The sequence below is a fragment of the Amycolatopsis sp. WGS_07 genome, from assembly GCF_045278895.1.
GTDB lineage: Bacteria > Actinomycetota > Actinomycetes > Mycobacteriales > Pseudonocardiaceae > Amycolatopsis.
In genome coordinates this window covers 1,821,028-1,841,170 of record NZ_CP136053.1, presented here as the reverse complement: position 1 = coordinate 1,841,170, position 20,143 = coordinate 1,821,028, and the positions used below count along the sequence as shown (strand labels likewise).

The following is a 20,143-nucleotide window of genomic DNA, read 5'->3' as shown; positions in this document are numbered from 1 at the left end:
GAGATTACCGGCGGCCCCGGCCGGCCCCCGGAGCGGGGAAGCTGCCGGTCGGCTCCGGGCGCAGCGGGCGGTTGCCGCCGAGCCCGGGCAGCAGCGATCCGCCGCGCTGCACCAGGAACGTCTGCGTCAGCCCGACCGCCAGCAGCAGCGTCACGACCAGGAACCCGATCCAGTACGTCGGCGGCAGCAGCAAACCGACCGCGCCGCCGAAGCACCACGACAGCTGCAGCACCGTCTCCGAACGCCCGAACGCCGACGCGCGGGACTGTTCCGGCAGATCCTCCTGGATCACCGCGTCGAGGCTGATCTTCGCCAGCGCGCTGGCCGTCGCGCCGATTAGGCCCACGATCGCCGCCGTGGCGAGGCCGGGCAGCAGCGTCGCGACCAACGTCGTCACGACACACGCCGCCACGCACGCCACGATCACCTGGTCTGCCGAACCGAAGTGCAGCCGCGAACCCAGCGCGTTGCCGACGAACCCGCCCACTCCGGCCGCCGCGCCGATGATGCCCAGCAACAGCAGCTGTACGAACGGACTGTGCCCGGCGTGTTCGGTCTGCGCCTTCACCGCGAAGGCCGCGAACATCATCAGGAACCCTGTTAGCACGCGTACGGAACCGTTGCCCCACAACGCAACGACGATGTGCCGGCCCATCGGCTGCCGCTGTCGTTTCTGCTTCGGCTCCGGCCGCGCGGACAGCGACGTCGGGACCTCGCCCTCGGTCACCTCGACCCACGCCGGGATCCGCATCGACTGCACGGCCGCGGCCACACAGATCGCGGCGGTGAACCACAGCGCGCCCGAGGAGTTGCTCAGGCTGCTCACCCCGCTGGCCAGCGCACCGAACGCGCCGCCCGCGATGAGGCCGAACACGGTGATCCGCGCGTTGGTCTTCGACAGCGTGATCTCCGGCGGCACCACGCGCGGCGTGACCGCCGCCTTCAGCACGGTGAACGACTTCGACAGCACCATCATCCCGAGCGCCGCCGGGTACAGCAGCCAGTCGTCGAAGTGCAGCGCCATCACGACCGCCATCAGGCCCTGCCCGATCGACGCGACGCACATCGCGAGCCGCCGGCCGCGCTGGATCCGGTCCAGCGCCGGGCCGATCACCGGCGCGACGAGCGCGAACGGCGCGATCGTGATCAGCAGGTACAGAGCGACTTTGCCCTTGCTCTCGCCGCTGGTCGCGGCGAAGAACAGCGTGTTGGCCAGCGCGATCGCCATCGCGGCGTCGCTGGCGTAGTTCAGCATCACCGCGTACATCAGCGAGGTGAGACCGGACTTGTCCGCGCCGTCTGCCTTGGTGGCGCGCTGGAACGCGCCGATCGCCTGCCCGCTCAGCTGACGGCTGCGCAGCGCGGCGACCCGCGTGACAGTGAGCTTCTTCGGCAGCTTCGGCACCGACCCCGCACCGGGGACGGCGGTGGTGTGCAGCGCGTCTTCCTGCTCGTCGATGCGCGGCTCGCCCGCGTAACCGCCGGTGTCGTAGTGCTCGTAGCCGGCGCTGCCGGGACGGTCGTCGTACGGCCGCGGGTGCACCGGCTCGGTGCGGTGTTCGCGCGGCGGATACGGCCGGGCACCGCGCGGTGGCGGTGGCGGCGGCCGGTGTCCCATCGGGACAGCACCGGTGGGCGCTTCGTCGGCGGTCGGCGGGAATGGCGGCGCGTCGTCGTAAAACGCGCTGCGCCCGGGATGACCGCGACGCGGATCGACGTGCTCGGTCCGCGGCGGTTCGGGCGGGATGCGCTCCGGCCGGGCGCGCGGCGGCTCCGGCGCGTACTCCGGCGGAGCCTGGCGAACGCGCTGGTCAACGGCCTGATCGACCCGCGTCGGCGGGGCCTCGCGCCACGAACGGGCCTGCGCCGCGTTCGGCTCGGGAGTCCAGCGGCGCTTCTTCCGCCCACGGCCTTTGCCCGACTGCCCGCCGAGGGGGCTGTCGGAACCGGAGCGCGAGCTGAAGAGTGCCACGGTTCAATCCTGCCTCATGGGGGTCCCGCGCCGCCCGCTCACGTGCCAGTTCGCTGATTTTCCGGGACGAACTTCACGCGGAACGACGACGGCCACAGCTTCCCGGTCAGCAGGAATTCGTCCGTGCCGGGGATAGCCGCGATGCCGTTCAGCACGTCCTCGCCCGGACGGGCCGGGGTGCGGAGACCGCTGGCGTCGATCTTCGCGGTGATCCGTCCGGTAGCGGCGTCGATGCGCAGAATGGTGCCGGTTTGCCACACGTTCGCGTAGACGGAGTCGCCGACGCACTCCAGTTCGTTCAGCTGATCCTGGCCGACCTCGACGGATCCGGTGACCGCAAACGTTTGCGGATCACGGAAAGTGAGCTTAGACGACCCATTGCTCATCACCAGCCGCCCGTTGGCCTGGTGGCACAGCCCCCAGCCCTCGCCCTCGTAACGAACGCGGCGCAGTTCGGCGAGCGTCTGGGAATCGCGCTCGATGGCGATTCCGTCGCGCCAGGTCAGCTGCCACAGCTTCGGCCCGAGCACCGTGATGCCCTCGGCGAACAGCGGCGACGGCACGGTCACCTGTTTGGCTGGTGTGCCGCCGGCTGGACCCGCGGTGAGCGCGGACTGGCCTTCGAGGCCGCGGCTCTCGTACAGCGTGGTGCCGGAGTACTCGAGACCTTCGGTGAAGGCCGTCGTGTCGTGCGGCAGGGTTCCGAGCACCTGGACGGTGAGCCGTTCGGGCTGGGCGGGCGGCGCTGGGGTGCCCGCGCACCCGCCTAGCAGGGCGGCGGCCACCAGGGGCCAGACGATCTGGGTTCGCACGAGGAACAGCCTGGCACGGGCGGCGCGGATGCGTGCGGCACAATTGGGGGTATGACGCTGCTGTTGACCCTGGACGACGGCTCTCTCCACCGGAAGCTCGCGGACGCCGTGGCCGTCGCGCGGGAGGCCGTGCTGGAGGAAGCTCCCGCTGAACAGGTCGGCGAGCACGTCGGGGTGGAACGCGAGGACGCGGTCTCGGCGAGCCACCTCTTCGAAGCGTCGGTGCCCGGTTACCGAGGCTGGCGCTGGTCGGTCACCGTCGCGGTGGCCGGACCGGACGAGCCGGTGACGGTGAGCGAGCTGGTGCTGCAGCCGGGCCCCGAGGCACTGGTCGCGCCCGCGTGGGTGCCGTGGGAGCAGCGGGTGCGCGCCGGCGACCTCGGTGTCGGTGACCTGTTCCCTGCGGACAAGGACGATCCGCGCCTCTCGCCCGCGTACCTCCAGTCGGACGACCCGGCAGTCGAGGAAACCGCGCACGAGGTCGGCCTCGGCCGGGTCCAGGTCCTCTCGCGCTACGGCAGGCTCGACGCGGCCGCCCGCTGGCACAGCGGCGAGTTCGGCCCGCGGTCGGATATGGCCCGGAGCGCGCCCGCGACCTGCGGAACTTGTGGTTTCTTCGTGCCGCTGGCCGGTTCGCTGCGGGGTGCCTTCGGCGCCTGCACCAACGACATCGCGCCCGCGGACGGGCACGTCGTGGACGTGGCTTACGGCTGCGGTGCGCATTCGGAGGTCCGGGTCGAGGTGACCTCCTCGGTGCCGGTCGCGGAGCTGGTTTACGACGATTCGCTGATCGACTTCGCTCCGGCCCCGGAGACAGCGCCCGAGCCGCCCGTGGCGGCGGACCCGGCGGTGGTGGAGGAAGCCTCGGCGGCTGCGGCGGTGGAGACCGCTGAGGTGCCGACGGTGGAGCCGGAGGCGGCTGCGGAAGTGGCTGTCGAGGAAGCTGCTGTTGAGGTTGCGGAAGCGGCTGAGCCGGTTGCGGCGGAGGAGACCGCTGGGGTGGCGGCCGAGCCGGGTGCGGCGGAGTCGGCGGAGATTGCTGAGGCCGCGGCTGAGGCAGAGCCCGAGGTGGCTGAGCCGGTCGCGGCTGTCGAGGAAGCCGCTGGTGAAGTGGCGGAGGTTCCGGAGGCGGCTGAGCCGGTTGCGGCGGAGGAAACCGCTGAGGCATCGGCCGCGGAGCCGGAGGAAGCTGCCGCTGAGACGGCGGAGGTTGCTGAGCCGGTCGCGGCGGAGGCTGCCGAGCCGGTTGAGGCGGAGACGGTGTCTGAGGAGGACTCCTCTGCCGAGCCGGTCGCCGCTGAGGAGTCGGTTGAGGCCACGGATGTCGTCGAGGCTTCGGCGGCGGGTACGGCCGCGGAGGTTGTCGTCGAGTCGGCCGCACCCGAGGCTGGCGACTCTGACGGGAGCGATGTCCTCCGGTGAACGAAGTCGCTGGGGGAGCGGCTGATCCTTTCGGGACAGTCCGGCTGCGGGCAGCGGTGCTGAGCGCCTGGCGCGATTCACCCACTCGCTTCACTGAGGACACCAACTCCGAGCGCGACCTTCGCGTCGGCGCGTATCGCGATCGGCTGTTCGTCGAACTCGCGCAGAACGCCGCCGACGCCGCGCAGATCGCGGGCGAACCGGGGCGGATTCGAGTGTCCGTTGTGGACGGTGAGCTGCGGTTCGCGAATACCGGCGCGCCGTTGGATACCCGGGGCGTCGAATCGCTGGCATCGTTGCGGGCTTCGGCCAAGGAAGGGACTGTCGGCCGGTTCGGGGTCGGGTTCGCGGCCGTTCTCACGGTCACTGACGAGCCGCGGGTGGTTTCCACGTCCGGCGGGGTCGCGTTTTCCGCGCAGCGCACGCGGGAGGAATCCGGACGGGACGGCGACGTTCCGGTGCTGCGTCTGCCGTTTCCCATCGCGGAACAGCCAGCGGACGGGTTCGCGACCGAGGTGCGGTTGCCGCTGCGGGAGGCCGAAGAGGGGCTGCTCGACGGGCTGGCGAACGAGATCGAGGATCTCCTGCTGGCGCTGCCCTGGTTGGCTGAAGCCGAAGTGGACGGTCGCAAGTGGACTCGCTCCGGCGACGAGATCGTCGAGATCGCTTCGCCGACTGGGCAGCGGCGCTGGCTGAAGCACGGCGTCTGGGCGGTTCCGGTTGACGCGGAAGGGGTTCCGCAGCCGCTTGAGGACGATCTGCTGCACGCGCCGACGCCGACCGACGAGGGGCTTTCGCTGCCCGCTCGGTTGATTGCTGAGGTTCCGCTGGAGCCGTCGCGCAGGAGGGTGCTTCCCGGAGAGGGGCTTACTCGTGCGTTGGAGAAGGCGGCGAGTGAGTATGTCGGGCTAGTGCGGGCGGTAGCGGCAGAGCATCGGCCGTCTTTGGTGCCTGCGGCTGGGTTTCCGCTGTCTACTGTGGACTCGCAGCTGAAAGATCTGGTGTACGCCGCGCTCGCGCACGAGCCTTGGCTGGCCACAGTGGACGGCAAGGAAGTCTCCGGGCAGCAGGCTCGGGTGCTCGATGTCGACGGGCTGGCCCCGCTGCTCGCCGACGTCATTCCGGGGCTGGTGCAGGCGAATCCGCGGCTGCTCAAGCCGGTGTCCGCGCACATTCTCGGCATCGGCGACGTCCTTGAAGTCCTGACCGGCATTGACCGCGAGCCCGAGTGGTGGCGGAAGCTGTACGCGGCGCTGGCGATCGCGGTCGAAAGCCACGCACTCAGCGCGAATCAGCTGGACGGCCTGCCGGTCCCGTTGTCGGACGGGCGGACGCTGCCGGGAGTCAAGGGAGCGCTGCTCGTCGACGGCAGCAGCGAACTCCGGGAACTTCTGTCCGATGTGGACGTTCCGGGGCTCCGGCTGGTGCATCCGGGCGCGGCGCACGAACTGCTGGAACTGCTGGGAGCCAAGCACGCGGACGCGCGGCAGCTGCTCGAAGCGGAGCAGGTGCAGTATGCGGTGGAGCACAGCGTCGCCGACGTTCAGTCCGGTTTGGACGGAATGAATCTCGCGGGCGCGGTGCTCCGGCTGGTCGCGGATTGCGCCGACCAGGCTCCGGAATGGATCGGTGCGCTGGCGCTGCCTTCGGAGGACGGCTGGCGGCGCGCGGACGAGCTGGTGCTTCCGACGTCGCCGTTGCTGGACGTGATCGACCCCGAGGTGTTCGAGCCCGGTGGCGCGCTTTCCGTGCTGGACGAGGAATTCGCGGAGGACTGGTCGACCGGGACGCTGGTCGCGGCGAAGGTGCTCGACTCGTTCGCGGTCGTGCTGGACGAGGAACCGCACGAACCCGATCACCATCTGCCGGACGAAGAGCAGTGGTGGGATTCGTTCGAACAGCCGCCGACGACGGTGGTGTCCATTCGGGACCTCGACCTCGTCGCGGACGACGCCTGGCCGGACGCGCTCCGGCTGATCGCGGCGCGTCCGGAAACCTGGCAGGCGTTGCACAGCCCGGACGGCCACGCCGGTTGGTGGCTCGCGCGATACGCGTTGCTGGCCGGGGAAGCGCCTGGCTCGTGGCGGCTCGCTTCGGCGACCGCGCTGGCGGGGCTGTACGACCCGGTGCCGGACCTCGACCTGAGCGACGATCTGCTCCGGGCGGCCGGCGTGCGGACCGGGCTGGACCTCGAGACCGCGGAAGACGTCACCGATCTGCTCGAACGGCTCGGCGATCCACAACGGACACCGACGCCCGGGCTAGTGGCCCGCGCACACGCGGCGCTGGTGGCCGCGCCCATCACCATCGCGGACGTCGACGCGCCCGCGCGAGTCCGTGCGGCGGACGGTTCCGTGGTCGAGGAAGCCGTGGTGCTGGACGTGCCGTGGGTCGCGGCCGCGTTGCCTCCGGCGAAAATCCTGGTCGCACCGGCCGAACCGGAGCGGCTGGCGGAACTTCTCGACGTCCCGCTCGCGAGCAGCCTCAACGCGGAGGTCGACAGCACTGGCGAGTACGTCGCGTGGGCCGACCTGCCCGCCCTCGCGCTCGCCGCGGATCAGCTCGACATCGCGCTGCCAGACGGTGGCGTGCTGCTGCATGACCCGCTCACCGTGACGGTCGACGGCGAGACGGCCGAGGTGCCGTGGTGGTCCGACGATCGGCTGCACGCGGCGGACACGTCCGAAGGGTTGGCGCGCGCTTTCGCCTGGGCGAGCGACCACTGGGGCGAGCGCTACCGCATCACCGCGCTGCTGGAAGACCCCGCGCCGCGCACCCTGCTGAACTAAAGCCGCTGCGCCGACTTCGACCCGCGCCGAGCCGCCGCCCGCTGCCAGAAAATAATCCCGAATCCGATAAACCCGAGCGCGATCCCGGCGATACACGTCTGTAACCACACGCCCCCGCTGGTGAAGAAGAGCACCACGAGCGCGACAAGCCAGAGCGCAGTACCTACGATCACCACCGGCGTCAGGTCGGTGAGCCGCTTCGGCAGATCCGGCGTGTGCCGCAAAGCAGCCGGAGTGTCCGGAGCACTGGTCGGTTCGTCCACGGTGCTGAGCTTACCCGGGACGGAACAGCGAGACAGGCGGGGAAATGGCGGAGCAGCGCGAACGGGCCGGGTCCACACTGGACCGCTTCTTCCGGATCAGCGAACGCGGGTCGAGCACCGGGCGGGAGATCCGCGGCGGCGTGGTCACGTTCGTGACGATGGCCTACATCGTGGTCCTCAACCCGCTGATCATCGGCAGTTTCGCGGCCGACACCCCGTCCGCGCACAAGGACGTGCTCGGCCACATCCTCCCGGTGCCGCAGGTCGCGGCGGTGACCGCGCTGGTCGCCGGCGTGCTGACGATCCTGATGGGCCTCGTCGCGAACTACCCGTTCGGCATCGCCACCGGGCTCGGCATCAACAGCCTGCTCGCGGTCACCATCGCGCCGCAGATGAGCTGGCCGGAGGCGATGGGGCTGGTGGTCATCGAGGGCGTGATCATCGTCCTGCTCGTGCTCACCGGGTTCCGCACCGCGGTGTTCCGCGCCGTGCCGCCCGCGCTGAAATCGGCGATCGCGGTCGGCATCGGGCTCTTCATCTGCCTGATCGGCCTGGTCGACGCCGGATTCGTGCGACGGCTGCCGGACGACGCGCACACCACGGTGCCGGTCGGGCTCGGCATCGGCGGTTCGATCGCTTCGTGGCCGACCGCGGTGTTCGTTGTCGGGCTGCTGCTCACCGCGGTTCTCGTGGCCAAGAAGGTCAAGGGCGCGATCCTGATCGGCGTGCTCGGCTCGACCGTGCTCGCGATCGTGGTCGAGGCGATCGTGAAGGCCGGGCAGTCGAACGGCACCGACCCGAAGGGCTGGAACCTCGGCTACCCGGCGCTGCCGGAGAAGATCGTCGGCCTCCCCGACCTGTCGCTGGTCGGCGACGTGTCCTTCGGCGCGTGGACCAGGCTGCCGATCATCACCGTGGTGCTGCTCGTCTTCACCCTCGTGCTCGCCGACTTCTTCGACGCCATGGGCACGATGACCGGCCTCGGCAAGGAAGCCGGGCTGGTGGACAAGGACGGCCAGCTGCCGAACGTCGGCAAGGCGCTGTTCGTCGAGGGCCTCGCGGGCGCGGCCGGCGGATTCGGCTCGGCCAGCTCGAACACGGTGTTCGTGGAATCCGCGTCCGGCATCGCGGAGGGCGCGCGGACCGGGCTGGCGAACGTCGTGACCGGCCTGCTGTTCATCGCCGCGATGTTCCTGACCCCGCTGTACCAGGTGGTGCCGGTCGAGGCCGCCGCGCCGGCGCTGGTCGTGGTCGGCGCGCTGATGATGGCGCAGGTCCGCGACATCGACTTCACCGACTTCAGGATCGCGCTGCCCGCGTTCCTGACCATCGTGGTCATGCCGTTCACCTACTCGATCGCCAACGGCATCGGCGCCGGATTCGTGAGCTACGTCGTAATCCAGGCGGTCACCGGCAAGGCCAGGAAGGTGCACCCGCTGATGTGGGCGATCGCGGTGGCGTTCGTCGCCTACTTCGCCGTCGGACCGATTGAAGCCGCACTCGCCTGACCGGCGTAAACACCGGACCCAGGTCGTGAGGTATGCTAACTATATGTCCGGCGACCCGCACGAGCGATCACTGGCGAGCCGCTTGCGTCTCGCGGTGGTGCGGCTCAACCGCAGGCTCCGGGCACAGCGGGTGGCGGACGACGTGTCGCTCACGCAGATCGCGGCGTTGTCCACCCTGCACAAGTGCGGTCCGCTGACCCCGGGTCAGCTCGCCGCGAAGGAAGGCGTCCAGCCGCCCTCGATGACGAGGGTCATCGCCGCGCTCGAGGAGATGGGGTTCGTCGAGCGCAGGCCGCATCCGACCGACGGCCGCCAGGCCATCGTCGAGCTGTCCGACGACGGGCTCGCGTTCGTGCGCAAGGCCATCTCGGTGCGGGAGGCATGGCTGGACCGGCAACTGGCCGAACTCGGCGAGGAAGAGCGGGAAGTGCTCTCCCGAGCCGCGGAGATCATCGACAGGATGGCGGGGAACTAGCACAGGTGACCACCACGGGTAGCGAAACAGGAAGTCCGGCCCAATCCTCTGCTACCCGGGACACGGCACCTCCGCCGTCCAGTTCCGCTCCACCCGGCCCCGATTCCGAAGCAGCCGGGAAATCGTCTTCCGAGGCGGAAGCCAGCAGTACCACCGATTCCGCGGATTCCAAGACCCGCCGCACGATGTTCTCGTCGCTGCGCGTGCGGAACTACCGGCTGTTCTTCAGCGGCCAGGTCATCTCGAACATCGGCACCTGGATGCAGCGCATCGCACAGGACTGGCTGGTGTTCACGCTGTCCGGCAACAACCCGGTGGCGCTCGGCATCGCGGTCGCGCTGCAGTTCATCCCGACGCTCCTGCTGTCGCTCTGGGCGGGCGTGCTCGCCGACCGCGTCGACAAGCGCCGGCTGCTGATGCTGATCCAGTCGGTGAACTGCCTGCAGGCCGTGCTGCTCGGCGTGCTTGATCTGACCGGCGTCGCCCAGCTGTGGCACGTCTACCTGCTGTGCGTGATGCTCGGGACGACCTCGGCGATCGAGGTGCCGACGCGGCAGTCGTTCGTCGCCGAGATGGTCGGCCGTGACCAGGTGGCGAACGCGGTCGCGCTGAACTCCTCGATCTTCAACATGGCCCGCATCGTCGGACCGGCCATCGCCGGATTCGCGATCACCTGGGTCGGCACCGGCTGGCTGTTCATCGCGAACGCGGCGAGCACGATCGCGGTGATCACCGGGCTCGCGCTGATGAACCCGGCGAAGCTGTTCCGCGGTCCGGCGATCCCGCGCGCCAAGGGCCAGCTGATGGAGGGCCTGCGCTACGTGCGCGGGCGGCCGGACCTGGTGACCGTCATGGTGCTGATGTTCTTCGTCAGCACGTTCGGCATCACCTACTTCACGTCGCTGCCGATCGTCGCCGCGAACGTCTTCCACACCCAGGCCGACGGCTACGGCCTGCTGTCGACGCTCGTCGCGGTCGGCACCTTCACCGGCGCGCTGGCGTCCGCTCGGCGCGGGGTGAAGAGCCGCCCGCGGGTGCGGCTGATGCTGGTGTCGGCGGCGCTGCTCGGGGCGTTCGAGTTCATCACCGCGTTCATGCCGACGTACCTGGCGTTCGGGATCGGGCTGATCCCGCTCGGGTTCGCCACGATCACCTTCCTGAACACGGCGAACGCGCTGGTGCAGACGTCGGTGTCGCCGGAGATGCGCGGTCGCGTGATGGGCATCTACGTGCTGGTGCTGATCGGCGGCAACCCGATCGGCGGGCCGATGACCGGCTGGATGGCCGACGCGTTCGGCGGCCGGTCGCCGTTCTACATCGGCGGCGCGATTTCGGCGATCGCGGCGGTGGTGTGCGCGGTGGTGCTGATCCGGCGCGGGGGCGTGCGGCTGCCCCGGCGGCTCGGCAACGGGCTGCGGATCCTGCCCCGGGAACGGGTCTGACCTGCGGGAATGGCAGTCAGGCAGTGCGGCGACCGCCGAAAGTTGTCACTCGGGCGGGTGAGACTGAGGTCTCCGCTGGGACGGTCTTGCCTCGATTGGTGAGGTTAGGCTAACCTCATACATGTCCGCTTCGTGGTGGGAGCGGCAGTCAGTTCGGGAACGGACAGAGCCCCGCAACCTGGGAACCCCGGGATGCGGGGCTCTGTTCATGGTCAGGGCTTTTCGCCGCGGGGGCAAGGCCGTTCACGACGTGAGCGTCAGGACGGATGCGGGGTCGGGTTCGGAGTCTCCAGCGGATGGTCGCCCGGCCGGACCGGAAGGCGGCGCAGCCGGAGGCCGAAGTACACGTGATACGCCATCCGCACGGCCTCGTCGTTCGGCAGCAGCACCTCGTGGCGCACGCCGTCGACCGTTTCGATCAGCCGGTCGCCGGACAGCGTCACCCGGCCCTGCGCGGTCGGGCGGGAGCAGGTGAGGCTCTGCGTGAAGTGCGACTGCGGCGACGTCGACTGCCACCAGGCCATCGGCGCGAAGTCCGACAGGTGCCGTGGGCGGCGCTCCAGGCGGTACTCGGGCTTGCCGTCGCGCAAGACGTCCACGTCGCCGTGCGGGGCGTCCAGGAGGAGGTACTCGCCCTCGGGGTCGCGTTGCGGTTCGACCGCGGACAGGGCGAGCGGGTACCGGCTGAACTTGCCGAAGCCGACGTCCGACAGGTACTGCTCGTCGCCGATCTGGACGAGCACGGCGGCGTGGTCCAGCGGCGGGCCGGGCACGCCGGCGTCGTTGAAGACCCGCGCCGGGTGCAGCGTCGCGGCGAAGCCCAGCTCTCGCAGCAGGGCGGCGAAAAGGCCGTTCAGCTCGTAGCAGAAGCCGCCGCGACGGCGGCGCACGATCTTGTCGAAGAGTGCTTCTTCGGTGAGTTCGATGGGTTCCCCGAGGTGCACGCTCAGGTTCTCGAACGGGACGTGCATCAGGTGCCGCTCCTGCAGCAGGCGCAGCGCGGCCAGGTCGGCCGCCGGGGGCACCGGCAGGTCCAGGCGAGCGAGGTAGGCGTCGACGTCCATGGGTTCCACTCTCACACCTCCAGTGCACTCCAGGTCAAGCGAAAAAACGGGGCCCGGCCCTCGCCAGGCCGGGCCCCGGGAAGAGCTGCCGGGGGCCTCAGCCGAGCAGGAGGCCGTTGCCGCCGGCGACGGCGTTGTCGAAGCGCTTGCTGATCTCGGCCCAGTTGAAGATGTTCCACAGGGCGTTGACGTAGTCCGGCTTCACGTTCTTGTAGTCCAGGTAGAACGCGTGCTCCCACACGTCGACCAGCAGGATCGGCGTGGTCGGCAGGATCAGGTTGTTGTGGTGGTCGCGCAGCTGCTGGGTGATCAGCGTCTTGCCGATCGGGTCCCACGACAGCGCGCCCCACCCGTTGCCCTGGATCGTCGTCGACACCGCGGTGAACTGGGCCTTGAACTTGTCGAACGATCCGAACGCCTCGTCGATCGCCGCCGCCAGCTCCCCGGTCGGCTTGTCCCCGCCCTCGGGCGACAGGATCTTCCACCACACCACGTGGTTGGCGTGCCCGGCCAGGTTGAACGCCAGCGTCGTCTCCAGGCCCACGATCGAACCGAAGTCGCCCGCCTCGCGCGCGGCGGCGATCTTGTCGAGGGTGTCGTTCGCGCCCTTCACGTACGTCGCGTGGTGCTTGCTGTGGTGCAGCTCGTTGATCTCACCCGAAATGGACGGCGCGAGGGCACCGTAGTCGTAATCGAGTTCGGGCAGCTCGTACCGGGCCATGGGGCCCTCCTTCTGGTCGACGCGCGGTTTCGCTTGCGGCTTCCCGTGCGGGAGCCTTCTGAAACCGAGCCTCGTACTTCAAGCTAGGTGGAGGTCAACCCCGTCGTGACCCGGCTCACGCGGCCGGATCGCGGTACCGCGCGAGGTCGCGGGCCAGTTCGTCGAACACCGCCACGTTGTGCTCGAAGGCGATCACCGATTCGTCGATCACCCGGGCGCGGTCGTCCTCGCTCCACGGCGCCTCGTCCAGCTTCGCGCGGTAGCGGTCGCGGAACGCGGGGGCGCTGCCGATCTCGTCGAAGCGGTAGAAGAGCGTGCCCGCCTCGGCGAGGTCGAACTTCTTCTCCAGCAGCCGCCGGATGATCTGGCCGCCGGCGATGTCGCCGAGGTAGCGCGTGTAGTGGTGCGCCACGAACCCGCCGGACCAGCGCGCCGCCTCGGCGATCCGCGCGGTGTAGGCCTCGGTGGCGGCGAGCGGGGCGATCTCGGTGCGCCAGCCGGGCCCGACCAGATGGGCGAGGTCGCGTTCCAGCGCGGGCAGCCGGCGCAGCTCCTCGAACACGAACTGGCCGCCGACCGGGTCGTCGGCCATCGCGTCGCCTGCCCGCTCGATCGCCTGGTAGATGAAGTAGTACTGGGTGGCCAGCGCGGTGTAGCCCGCCAGCGTCAGCTCGCCGCCGAGCAGCGCGTTCATGTACGTGGAGTGGTTGGCCTTCTCGTGCACCGTCCTCGTGGACGCGCGCAGCTGTCCGGAGAACGGGCTGGCTTCGAGGTCCGCGGTCACCGTCATCAAAGGCCTCCCGACGTCTTTATGACAAGCTGTCAGAAAGACTGTAGGCCACGGATGGGACTTAGGCTACCCTAAAATCAGTGGTTTTCCCGCGAACCGACCGCCCGCCGGACGAAGCGCACGGCGGCTTCGATCGCGTCTTCCAGCTGGTCAGCGGGCACGTCGATGACTTGCCGGCTGCCGAGTGCGGCGGTGATCATCGGAACCACCACATCGAGGTCCTGGGCGGGCCAGCTGCCCGCGTCGACTCCGGCGAGCAGCACCGCGCGGAGCTGTTCGATAATCGGGTCGGCGTGCGCGCTGATCCGCTGATACGCCGCGGGCGCGAGCGCGGACTCCAGCGCGGTGCCGGGCGGGAGGTGGTGTTCGGCCAGCACCCGCAGCTGCAGCCGGACGAAGGTGGCCAGCTGGGCGATCGGGTCTGGTTCAGCGTCCACCGCCTCGCGCAGCCGCTCCACGTAGCGTGCGGACTCGTCTTCCACGAACGCGACGAGCAGGCTTTCCTTGTCCGGGAAGTGGTTGTACATCGCGGTGCGGCCGAGCCCGGCCTCCGCGGCGACGCCGGCGAGCGTGATCGCGTCGAACCCGCGCTCGTACAGCTGCGCGCGGACGACCTCGAACACCCGTGAACGCACCTCGCGGCGGTGCGCTTCGAGCGAACCGCCCAGCACCTTCGGCACGCGCGCCACCCCCTTTCCCGTGCGAAACACTCTAGGGGAGGGCGCAAAACGGCTCAGCCGTCGAGCGACCAGGTGTGCACCGGCTCGCCCGCCGCCGACAGCTCCAGGTACCGCCGCAGCATCCAGTTGAGCGCGGTTTCGCGGTCGGCACCGCGTTCGTGTGCGCGCAGCACGTAGTCCCGCTGCCACGCCGCGCCGTTGCGGCGGGCCAGGCATCGGCGTTCGATGATGCCGAGGTAGCGCACCCGGGCTTCGTCGGACACGTCCGAACGGCGCAGGCCTTCGTGTGCCAGCGGGAGCAGTACGCGCAGTGCCAGCTCGTCCGGCGGGATCCAGCCGATGCCGGGCCAGTACAGCTGGGCGTCGAAGCCCTTGCGCGCGCCCTCGTACAGATTTTCTTCCGCGGCCTGGAACGACATCTGCGACCAGACTGGCCGCTCCTGTTCGGCGAGCGCCCGTTGCGCGCCGTAGAAAAACGCCGCGTTGGCCACCATGTCGGCGACCGTGGGGCCGGCGGGCAGCACGCGGTTTTCCACTCGCAGGTGCGGCAGGCCGTCCACGACGTCGTACACCGGGCGGTTCCATCGCCAAATTGTTCCGTTGTGCAACCGCAGTTCGGAAAGTTTTGGCGCCTGCCCGGATTCGAGCGCTTCGATCGGGTCCTCAAGATCAGTCTCCGGCAGCAGGCCGGGGAAATAGCGGACGTTTTCCTCGAAGAGGTCGAAGATCGACGTGATCCACCGCTCGCCGAACCACACCCGGGGCCGGACGCCCTGGTTTTTCAGCTCCTCCGGCCGGGTGTCGGTGGCCTGCTGGAACAACGGGATCCGGGTTTCGTGCCACAGCGCCTTGCCCAGCAGGAAAGGCGAGTTCGCGGCGAGCGCGATCTGCACGCCGGCCAGGCATTGCGCGGCGTTCCAGTGCGCGGCGAATTCCTCGGGGGCGACCTGCAGGTGTAATTGGACTGAAGTACAGGCGGCCTCCGGGAGAATGGACTCCGCGTAGTGCCGCAGCCGTTCCGGCTGGGCTCCTGGCATTGCCGGGCCGTCCATGGCGAGCGCGATCCGCTCGCCGCGCGCGGCGAAGATCTCGTCGTTGAGCGACGAATAGCGCGTTTTGTGGGAAAGCCACTTTTGGTCGAAGTGCTCCGAGCGCAGCGTCGGCAGAATGCCGATCATCGCCACCGACGAGCCGGTGTCGAGCGCGCTCGCCTCGGCTTTCGCGAGGTAGGAGTTCAGATCTTCTTCCAGTTGCAGCGCGGAATCCCCGGCGAGCGGGCGCGGCGGAACGTTGAGTTCCAGGTTGTGCTGGCCCAGTTCGGTGGTGAACGACGAGTCGTCGATCGCCTCGAGCACGACCGAGTTGGTCATCGACGGGCGCAGCTGCCCGTCCACCAGATTCAGCTCGACTTCGAGCCCGATGTTCTTGCGGGGAAAGGAAAAACTCCCGTCAGTGAGCATCCGCGCCAGCGTGTCCAGGCAGCGCTGGACCTTTCGGCGGTACCGTCCGCGATCGAGCCGGCCGGGGTGAGCCGAGAGATCCGTTCCCATTGTTCGACGCGCTCCTTGGCTGCTGTCCGCAGTGGTCTGGGCGGCTAGGTGCCAGGCAGACCACCGTCGCACAGCGCGGCGCCATGGGCTAGCGGCCAAACTGGTGCTCTCCGTCACCGGGGGTTGACCCTGCGCGAAAATAGGCCGTTTGCAGTAAATGCGCCCACGCGTTCGGCCTAACCGGTACGGGTTAGGCCGGGTGCGAGACTGTCCGATGTGGCTCAACTGATCTTCACCGAGGACCGGGCGCATCCGGGCCTCGACGATTTCCGCGATCTGTCCACTGCGGACCGTCGCCCGGACCGCCCCGGCGGGCGCGGGCTCGTGATCGCGGAAGGAACTGTCGTCGTCGGACGGCTGCTGGCTTCGCGCTATCCGGTGCGAGCGCTGCTCGGCGTCGAGCGGCGGCTGCGGGAATTGGAAGACGAACTCGCGGACGTCGACGTGCCCGCGTATGTGACGTCGGCGGAAACAATGGCCGAAGTCGTCGGTTTCCATCTCAACCGCGGCGTGCTCGCGGTCGCGGACCGCCCGGAGCCGCCGACGGTTTCTCAAATCGTGGACAGCGCACAGGTTTTGGCGGTGCTCGAAGGCGTCGGCGATCATGAAAACCTCGGCGCGCTGTTCCGCAACGCGGCCGCGCTCGGCGTCGGCGGGGTATTGCTCGGTCCGGGTTGTTCGGATCCGCTTTACCGGCGCAGTGTGCGCGTTTCGATGGGACACGTGCTGCGCGTCCCGTTCGCGACTTTCGACAGCTGGCCCGGCGGCCTGGATGTGCTGCGGGCACGGGGTTTCACCGTGGCCGCGCTCACGCCGCGAGCGGATTCGGTGCCGCTGCGCGGATTGCGCGACAAGGTGCCGGGCCCGATCGCGTTGCTGCTCGGCGCGGAGGGCCCCGGGCTGACCGACGAGGCGATCGAGGCCGCGGACGTCGCGGTCCGCGTGGAGATGGTGTCCGGGGTCGACTCGCTGAACGTCGCCACGGCCGCGGCGATCGCGTTCCACGAAGTCTCGGCGGGGGTCGCCCCACTAGAGTGACCCCCGGCACGTTTCTTGCGGGGAGGGGCACGATGGAGCTGCGGATCCGCGGCGAGCAGGCGGTGCTCGCCGGTCCGGGCGGCGAGCACGCGCGGGAGGTCGACCCGCGCCGGCTCGCGATCGGTGCCGACCTGGCCCAGGCACTGCACGAATGGGCGCGCGTCGCGTCGGCGGTGGCGCGGTCCGAGTCGGACGCGGACGTCGCCGGTTCGGTCGTCTCGCAACGCGGCCGCCAGCTCGCCGCGCGCCTGGCCACCGTGATGGGCACCGAGGTGCGCTTCGTCGACCCGGTGACCGGGGTGGAGACGGTGGTCGAGCCGCCGCCGAGGCCCGATCAGCCAGCGCGGCCCCGGCCGCCGGAGGAGCCGACGCCTTGGCTCACCGGGCTGACAGTGTCGGCCTTCGCCGCCGCCGTGGTGGTCGTGGCGATGCTCGCGCTGGCCGGCACGCTCGCCCGCGAGACGAGCACCTTGCTGGCGCTGATCGCTTCGCTGGTGGTCACCGGCGGGGTCGCGCCGTCACTGTGGCTGGGCCGCAAGGTCCCGATCCTGCGCTGGGCGGTGTACGGCGCGGGCGGCGGGCTGGTGCTGGCATGGATCGGCGTGCTGGCCACGGTGTTCTGACTCGCGGATACTGGCCTGATGGCTCCGCTCGACAAGCTGCGCGCGCTCTGTCTCGCCCTGCCCGAAGCCACCGAACGGCTCAGCCACGGCGAGCCCACCTGGTTCGTCCGGGGGCGCAAGACGTTCGTGATGTTCGCCGACCGGCACCACGACGACAAGCTCGCGTTCTGGTGCCCCGCACCGCCCGGCGTGCAAGAGGAACTGGTGCGCACCGAGCCGGAGCGGTTCTTCCGGCCGCCGTATGTCGGAGTGCACGGATGGCTCGGGGTGCGGCTCGACGTGGACGTCGACTGGACCGAGGTGGACCAGATCGTGCGCGAGGCTTACCGGCACGTCGCGCCGAAGAAGCTGGCCGCGTTGCTGGACACCTGAACGGCCGGAACCGCGGTTCCGGCCGTTCAGGTCAGGGTCAGCCGCGCTGGGTGCGGACTCCGAGGAGCACGTCCTCCCAGGACGGCACGATCGGATGGTTCTTCTTGGCCTTCGTGCGCGGCTGTTCGGCGTCGTCCCCGTCGGACTCGCCCGGGACGCGCGGGATCTCGCGCGTGTCGTCGTCGCCCTCTTCGGGGCCTTCGATGGCGCGCGGCTCCTCGACGGCGTCGAGCGTCGGCTGCACCACCGAATCGCGCGCCGGGGCCAGTGCGCGCACGGTGCGCGGGGCGACGTACGAGTTCGGGTTCAGCAGGACTTCGGCGTTCTCGTCGAGCGCGTGCACCGTTCCGCCGTGCGCGCCGGGCGAGAAAGACCAGTGCGCGCGGTTGTCGGAGCGGCCTGCTTTCCAGCGCAGCACGACGACCCACTTGCCGTCGTCGCCGCGCCAGGCGTCCCAGGTGGCCTGGTTGTAGTCGTGGCCGCGGACGCCGAAGGCGTAGGCGATGACCTCGCCGAGCGTCTGGACGTCGGGCCCGTCCTCGCGGACCGGGTGCGCCGACTGCGCGAGTTCGGCGGTGCGGGACCGTTCGAGCAGCACCGGATAGGCGAAGCGCTCCACCCGCTGCGTCGAGACGCCCGCGCTGCTCGCGACCTGCTCGACGGACTCGCCCGCGCGGATTCGCGCCTGGATCTCGCGTGGCCGCATCTGGCTCTCCAACTCGATCTCGATCTGGCCCAGCCGGGCTATGTCCCCCTCGCCGCCGCACGCAGTCGCTCGTCGGCCGGGAGCAGGAAGCGGGTACGGCTCGCCGGGTCCTCCAGCACGAGGGACTTTCCGTCCTCGTGCAGCCCGACCACCCGCAACGCCCGCATTTCTCGCCTCCCCGGTGTTCACCTTTGTGGGTGCCCACGTTAGAACGGCGCGTCGGCTTGACGTGCGAGGCGCGCCGACGCCTCACCCAACCGAACCCAATCCGACGACCCTTTCCGGGCTATTTTCTCCGGCCTGGTTACCGGTCACCGCCGTGACACGCCGACCACGGTGTGTCACGAACGAGTGGTCATCAACGCACACCGCCCCGCGAGCCGGGCGGCTGGCGGGGCGGTATGGGCGTTTTCGGCTCAGCCGAGCCGTTCCACGACATATTCGATGCTCTGGGTGAGCTTCGTGACGTCGTCCGGGTCGATCGCCGGGAACAGGCCGACGCGCAGCTGGTTGCGGCCCAGCTTCCGGTACGGCTCGGTGTCGACGATCCCGTTGGCGCGCAACGCCTTCGCGACCGCGGCGGCGTCCACCTCGTCGGCGAAGTCGACCGTGCCGACGACCTGCGAGCGCAGGTCCGGGTTCGCCACGAACGGCGTGGTGTACGAGGTCTTCTCGGCCCATTCGTACAGCCGGGTCGAGGATTCCTTGGTGCGCGCGGTGGTCCAGGAGAGGCCGCCCTGTCCGTTCATCCACTCGATCTGCTCGGCGAGCAGGAAAAGCGTCGAGACGGCGGGGGTGTTGTAGGTCTGGTCCTTGCGCGAGTTGTCGAGCGCGGTGGTGAGCGACAGGAATTCGGGGATCCAGCGGTCGCCGCCGCCGATTTCGCCGATCCGCTCGATCGCGGCGGGCGAGGCGAGCGCGATCCACAGCCCGCCGTCGGACGCGAACGACTTCTGCGGAGCGAAGTAGTAGACGTCGAAGTCCTCGGCCTTGACCGGAAGGCCGCCGGCACCGGACGTCGCGTCGATCGCGACCAGCGCGCCGTCGCTGCCCTCGGGACGCTGCACCGGCACCGCGACGCCGGTGGAGGTCTCGTTGTGCGCCCAGCCGACGAGGTCCGCGCCCTGCTGGTAGGCGATCTCCGGCGCGCTGCCCGGGTCGGCCTTCACGACGATCGACTCGCCGAGGAACGGGGCCTTGTTCGTGACGGTCGCGAACTTCGAGGAGAACTCGCCGTAGGTGAAGTGCTGGGCGCGCTCGCGCACGAGGCCGAACGCGGCGGCGTCCCAGAACGCGGTGGTGCCGCCGTTGCCGAGGATGACCTCGTACCCGTCCGGAAGCGAGAACAGCTCGGACAGGCCGGCGCGCACCCGGCCGACGAGCGACTTGACCGGCTTCTGCCGGTGCGAGGTGCCGAGGTAGGTGGAACCGGACCGGGCGAGGGCGGCGAGCTGCTCTTCGCGGACCTTCGAGGGTCCGCAGCCGAAGCGGCCGTCGGCCGGCTTGAGGTCTGCGGGGATCGTCAACTCAGCGTCGGTCATGTGCTTAGTCTCTCAGGTCGGGACAACGCAGGTAACGGCGGTTGGGGCGTGTCCGACATGTGGAATCGTGACGGAAACGCACGGTTACCGGCCGCGCTGGGGATGGTTTGCGCTCTTCGCCTTGACGGCGCTGGTGCACCCGTGGGACTCGACTGCGCTGATCGGCCTTCCGGTCGGATTGGCCGTGACGCTGGTGCTGGTTTTCGTGCCGTGGCGACGGGAGTGGTTCCCCCGGCGAGGCGTAGCGCTTGTGCTGTTCGTGCTCGCCGTGGTGTTCGCGGGATTCGTCGCCGCCGGGTTCTTCGTCGAACCGCCGGGGGAGGGCGAGGTCGGTGCGGCGGTTTTCCTGGTCGTGCTCGCCGTTGCGTTCCTCAT

Annotated in this window: 17 protein-coding genes and 1 pseudogene; 8 read left to right on the top strand and 10 right to left on the bottom strand. The window is 69.7% G+C overall.

Annotated features, from left to right (window positions below):
- Nucleotides 1–4 precede the first annotated feature (4 nt).
- Both RPX00_RS08475 and RPX00_RS08470 read right to left on the bottom strand, forming a co-directional pair.
- The gene (locus RPX00_RS08475; RefSeq protein WP_406638906.1) at nt 5–1,972 is read right to left on the bottom strand and encodes an MFS transporter; all 1,968 of its coding nucleotides are present in this window, start codon (nt 1,970–1,972) and stop codon (nt 5–7) included.
- A 38-nt stretch (nt 1,973–2,010) separates the two neighbouring features.
- A complete protein-coding gene (locus RPX00_RS08470; protein WP_406638905.1) occupies nt 2,011–2,784 on the bottom strand; it encodes a glutaminyl-peptide cyclotransferase in 774 nt (257 codons plus the stop codon).
- A gap of 51 nt (nt 2,785–2,835) precedes the next feature.
- Between RPX00_RS08470 and RPX00_RS08465 the strand changes: the two genes are divergently transcribed.
- Nucleotides 2,836–4,206 carry a DUF3027 domain-containing protein gene (locus RPX00_RS08465; RefSeq protein ID WP_406638904.1) on the top strand — a complete coding sequence of 457 codons (1,371 nt, stop codon included), beginning with the start codon at nt 2,836–2,838 and terminating at the stop codon, nt 4,204–4,206.
- Entirely contained in the window at nt 4,203–6,995 is a 2,793-nt protein-coding gene (locus tag RPX00_RS08460) for a sacsin N-terminal ATP-binding-like domain-containing protein (RefSeq protein ID WP_406638903.1), read from the top strand. Before RPX00_RS08465 ends, RPX00_RS08460 begins: the two co-directional genes overlap by 4 nt.
- Here RPX00_RS08460 and RPX00_RS08455 read toward each other — a convergent pair.
- Nucleotides 6,992–7,219, bottom strand: a complete 228-nt coding sequence (locus tag RPX00_RS08455) for a DUF2530 domain-containing protein (protein WP_037361579.1) — start codon at nt 7,217–7,219, stop codon at nt 6,992–6,994. The genes RPX00_RS08460 and RPX00_RS08455 overlap by 4 nt on opposite strands.
- A gap of 83 nt (nt 7,220–7,302) precedes the next feature.
- Here RPX00_RS08455 and RPX00_RS08450 point away from each other — a divergent pair, with 83 nt between their 5' ends.
- The 3 genes from RPX00_RS08450 (at nt 7,303) to RPX00_RS08440 (ending at nt 10,683) form a co-directional block, all read left to right on the top strand.
- A complete protein-coding gene (locus RPX00_RS08450; protein WP_406638902.1) occupies nt 7,303–8,766 on the top strand; it encodes an NCS2 family permease in 1,464 nt (487 codons plus the stop codon).
- 43 nt (nt 8,767–8,809) lie between these two features.
- Complete coding sequence (locus RPX00_RS08445) at nt 8,810–9,241, top strand: MarR family winged helix-turn-helix transcriptional regulator (RefSeq protein WP_406638901.1); 432 nt, start codon at nt 8,810–8,812, stop codon at nt 9,239–9,241.
- Nucleotides 9,242–9,426: 185 nt separating this feature from the next.
- Nucleotides 9,427–10,683, top strand: a complete 1,257-nt coding sequence (locus tag RPX00_RS08440; protein ID WP_406638900.1) for an MFS transporter — start codon at nt 9,427–9,429, stop codon at nt 10,681–10,683.
- A 257-nt stretch (nt 10,684–10,940) separates the two neighbouring features.
- Here RPX00_RS08440 and RPX00_RS08435 read toward each other — a convergent pair whose 3' ends face one another.
- The 5 genes from RPX00_RS08435 to RPX00_RS08415 form a co-directional block, all read right to left on the bottom strand.
- Nucleotides 10,941–11,747, bottom strand: coding sequence for an arylamine N-acetyltransferase (locus RPX00_RS08435; RefSeq protein WP_406642836.1), 807 nt, complete (start codon nt 11,745–11,747; stop codon nt 10,941–10,943).
- 97 nt (nt 11,748–11,844) lie between these two features.
- Nucleotides 11,845–12,468: a superoxide dismutase gene (locus RPX00_RS08430; RefSeq protein WP_406638899.1), complete on the bottom strand. Its 624-nt coding sequence runs from the start codon at nt 12,466–12,468 to the stop codon at nt 11,845–11,847.
- Between the two features lie 115 nt (nt 12,469–12,583).
- A complete protein-coding gene (locus tag RPX00_RS08425) occupies nt 12,584–13,258 on the bottom strand; it encodes a heme oxygenase (biliverdin-producing) (RefSeq protein WP_406638898.1) in 675 nt (224 codons plus the stop codon).
- Nucleotides 13,259–13,335: 77 nt separating this feature from the next.
- Nucleotides 13,336–13,938 (bottom strand): TetR/AcrR family transcriptional regulator, encoded by a 603-nt coding sequence (locus tag RPX00_RS08420; protein ID WP_406638897.1) that lies wholly within the window; start codon nt 13,936–13,938, stop codon nt 13,336–13,338.
- A 53-nt stretch (nt 13,939–13,991) separates the two neighbouring features.
- On the bottom strand, nt 13,992–15,488 hold the full coding sequence (locus RPX00_RS08415; RefSeq protein WP_406638896.1) for a glutamate-cysteine ligase family protein: 1,497 nt from the start codon (nt 15,486–15,488) through the stop codon (nt 13,992–13,994).
- A 216-nt stretch (nt 15,489–15,704) separates the two neighbouring features.
- Between RPX00_RS08415 and RPX00_RS08410 the strand changes: the two genes are divergently transcribed.
- Genes RPX00_RS08410 through RPX00_RS08400 form a run of 3 tightly spaced genes read left to right on the top strand, consistent with a single transcriptional unit; the run spans nt 15,705 to nt 17,521 of the window.
- Nucleotides 15,705–16,526, top strand: a complete 822-nt coding sequence (locus tag RPX00_RS08410; protein WP_406638895.1) for a TrmH family RNA methyltransferase — start codon at nt 15,705–15,707, stop codon at nt 16,524–16,526.
- Between the two features lie 32 nt (nt 16,527–16,558).
- The gene (locus RPX00_RS08405; protein WP_406638894.1) at nt 16,559–17,149 is read left to right on the top strand and encodes a DUF2537 domain-containing protein; all 591 of its coding nucleotides are present in this window, start codon (nt 16,559–16,561) and stop codon (nt 17,147–17,149) included.
- Between the two features lie 18 nt (nt 17,150–17,167).
- Entirely contained in the window at nt 17,168–17,521 is a 354-nt protein-coding gene (locus tag RPX00_RS08400) for an MmcQ/YjbR family DNA-binding protein (protein WP_406638893.1), read from the top strand.
- Between the two features lie 37 nt (nt 17,522–17,558).
- Here RPX00_RS08400 and sepH read toward each other — a convergent pair.
- Together sepH and serC are read right to left on the bottom strand one after the other, a co-directional pair.
- Nucleotides 17,559–18,394: pseudogene (sepH, locus tag RPX00_RS08395) on the bottom strand (septation protein SepH).
- 249 nt (nt 18,395–18,643) lie between these two features.
- Nucleotides 18,644–19,768: a phosphoserine transaminase gene (gene serC, locus RPX00_RS08390; RefSeq protein WP_406638892.1), complete on the bottom strand. Its 1,125-nt coding sequence runs from the start codon at nt 19,766–19,768 to the stop codon at nt 18,644–18,646.
- Nucleotides 19,769–20,143: the final 375 nt, after the last annotated feature.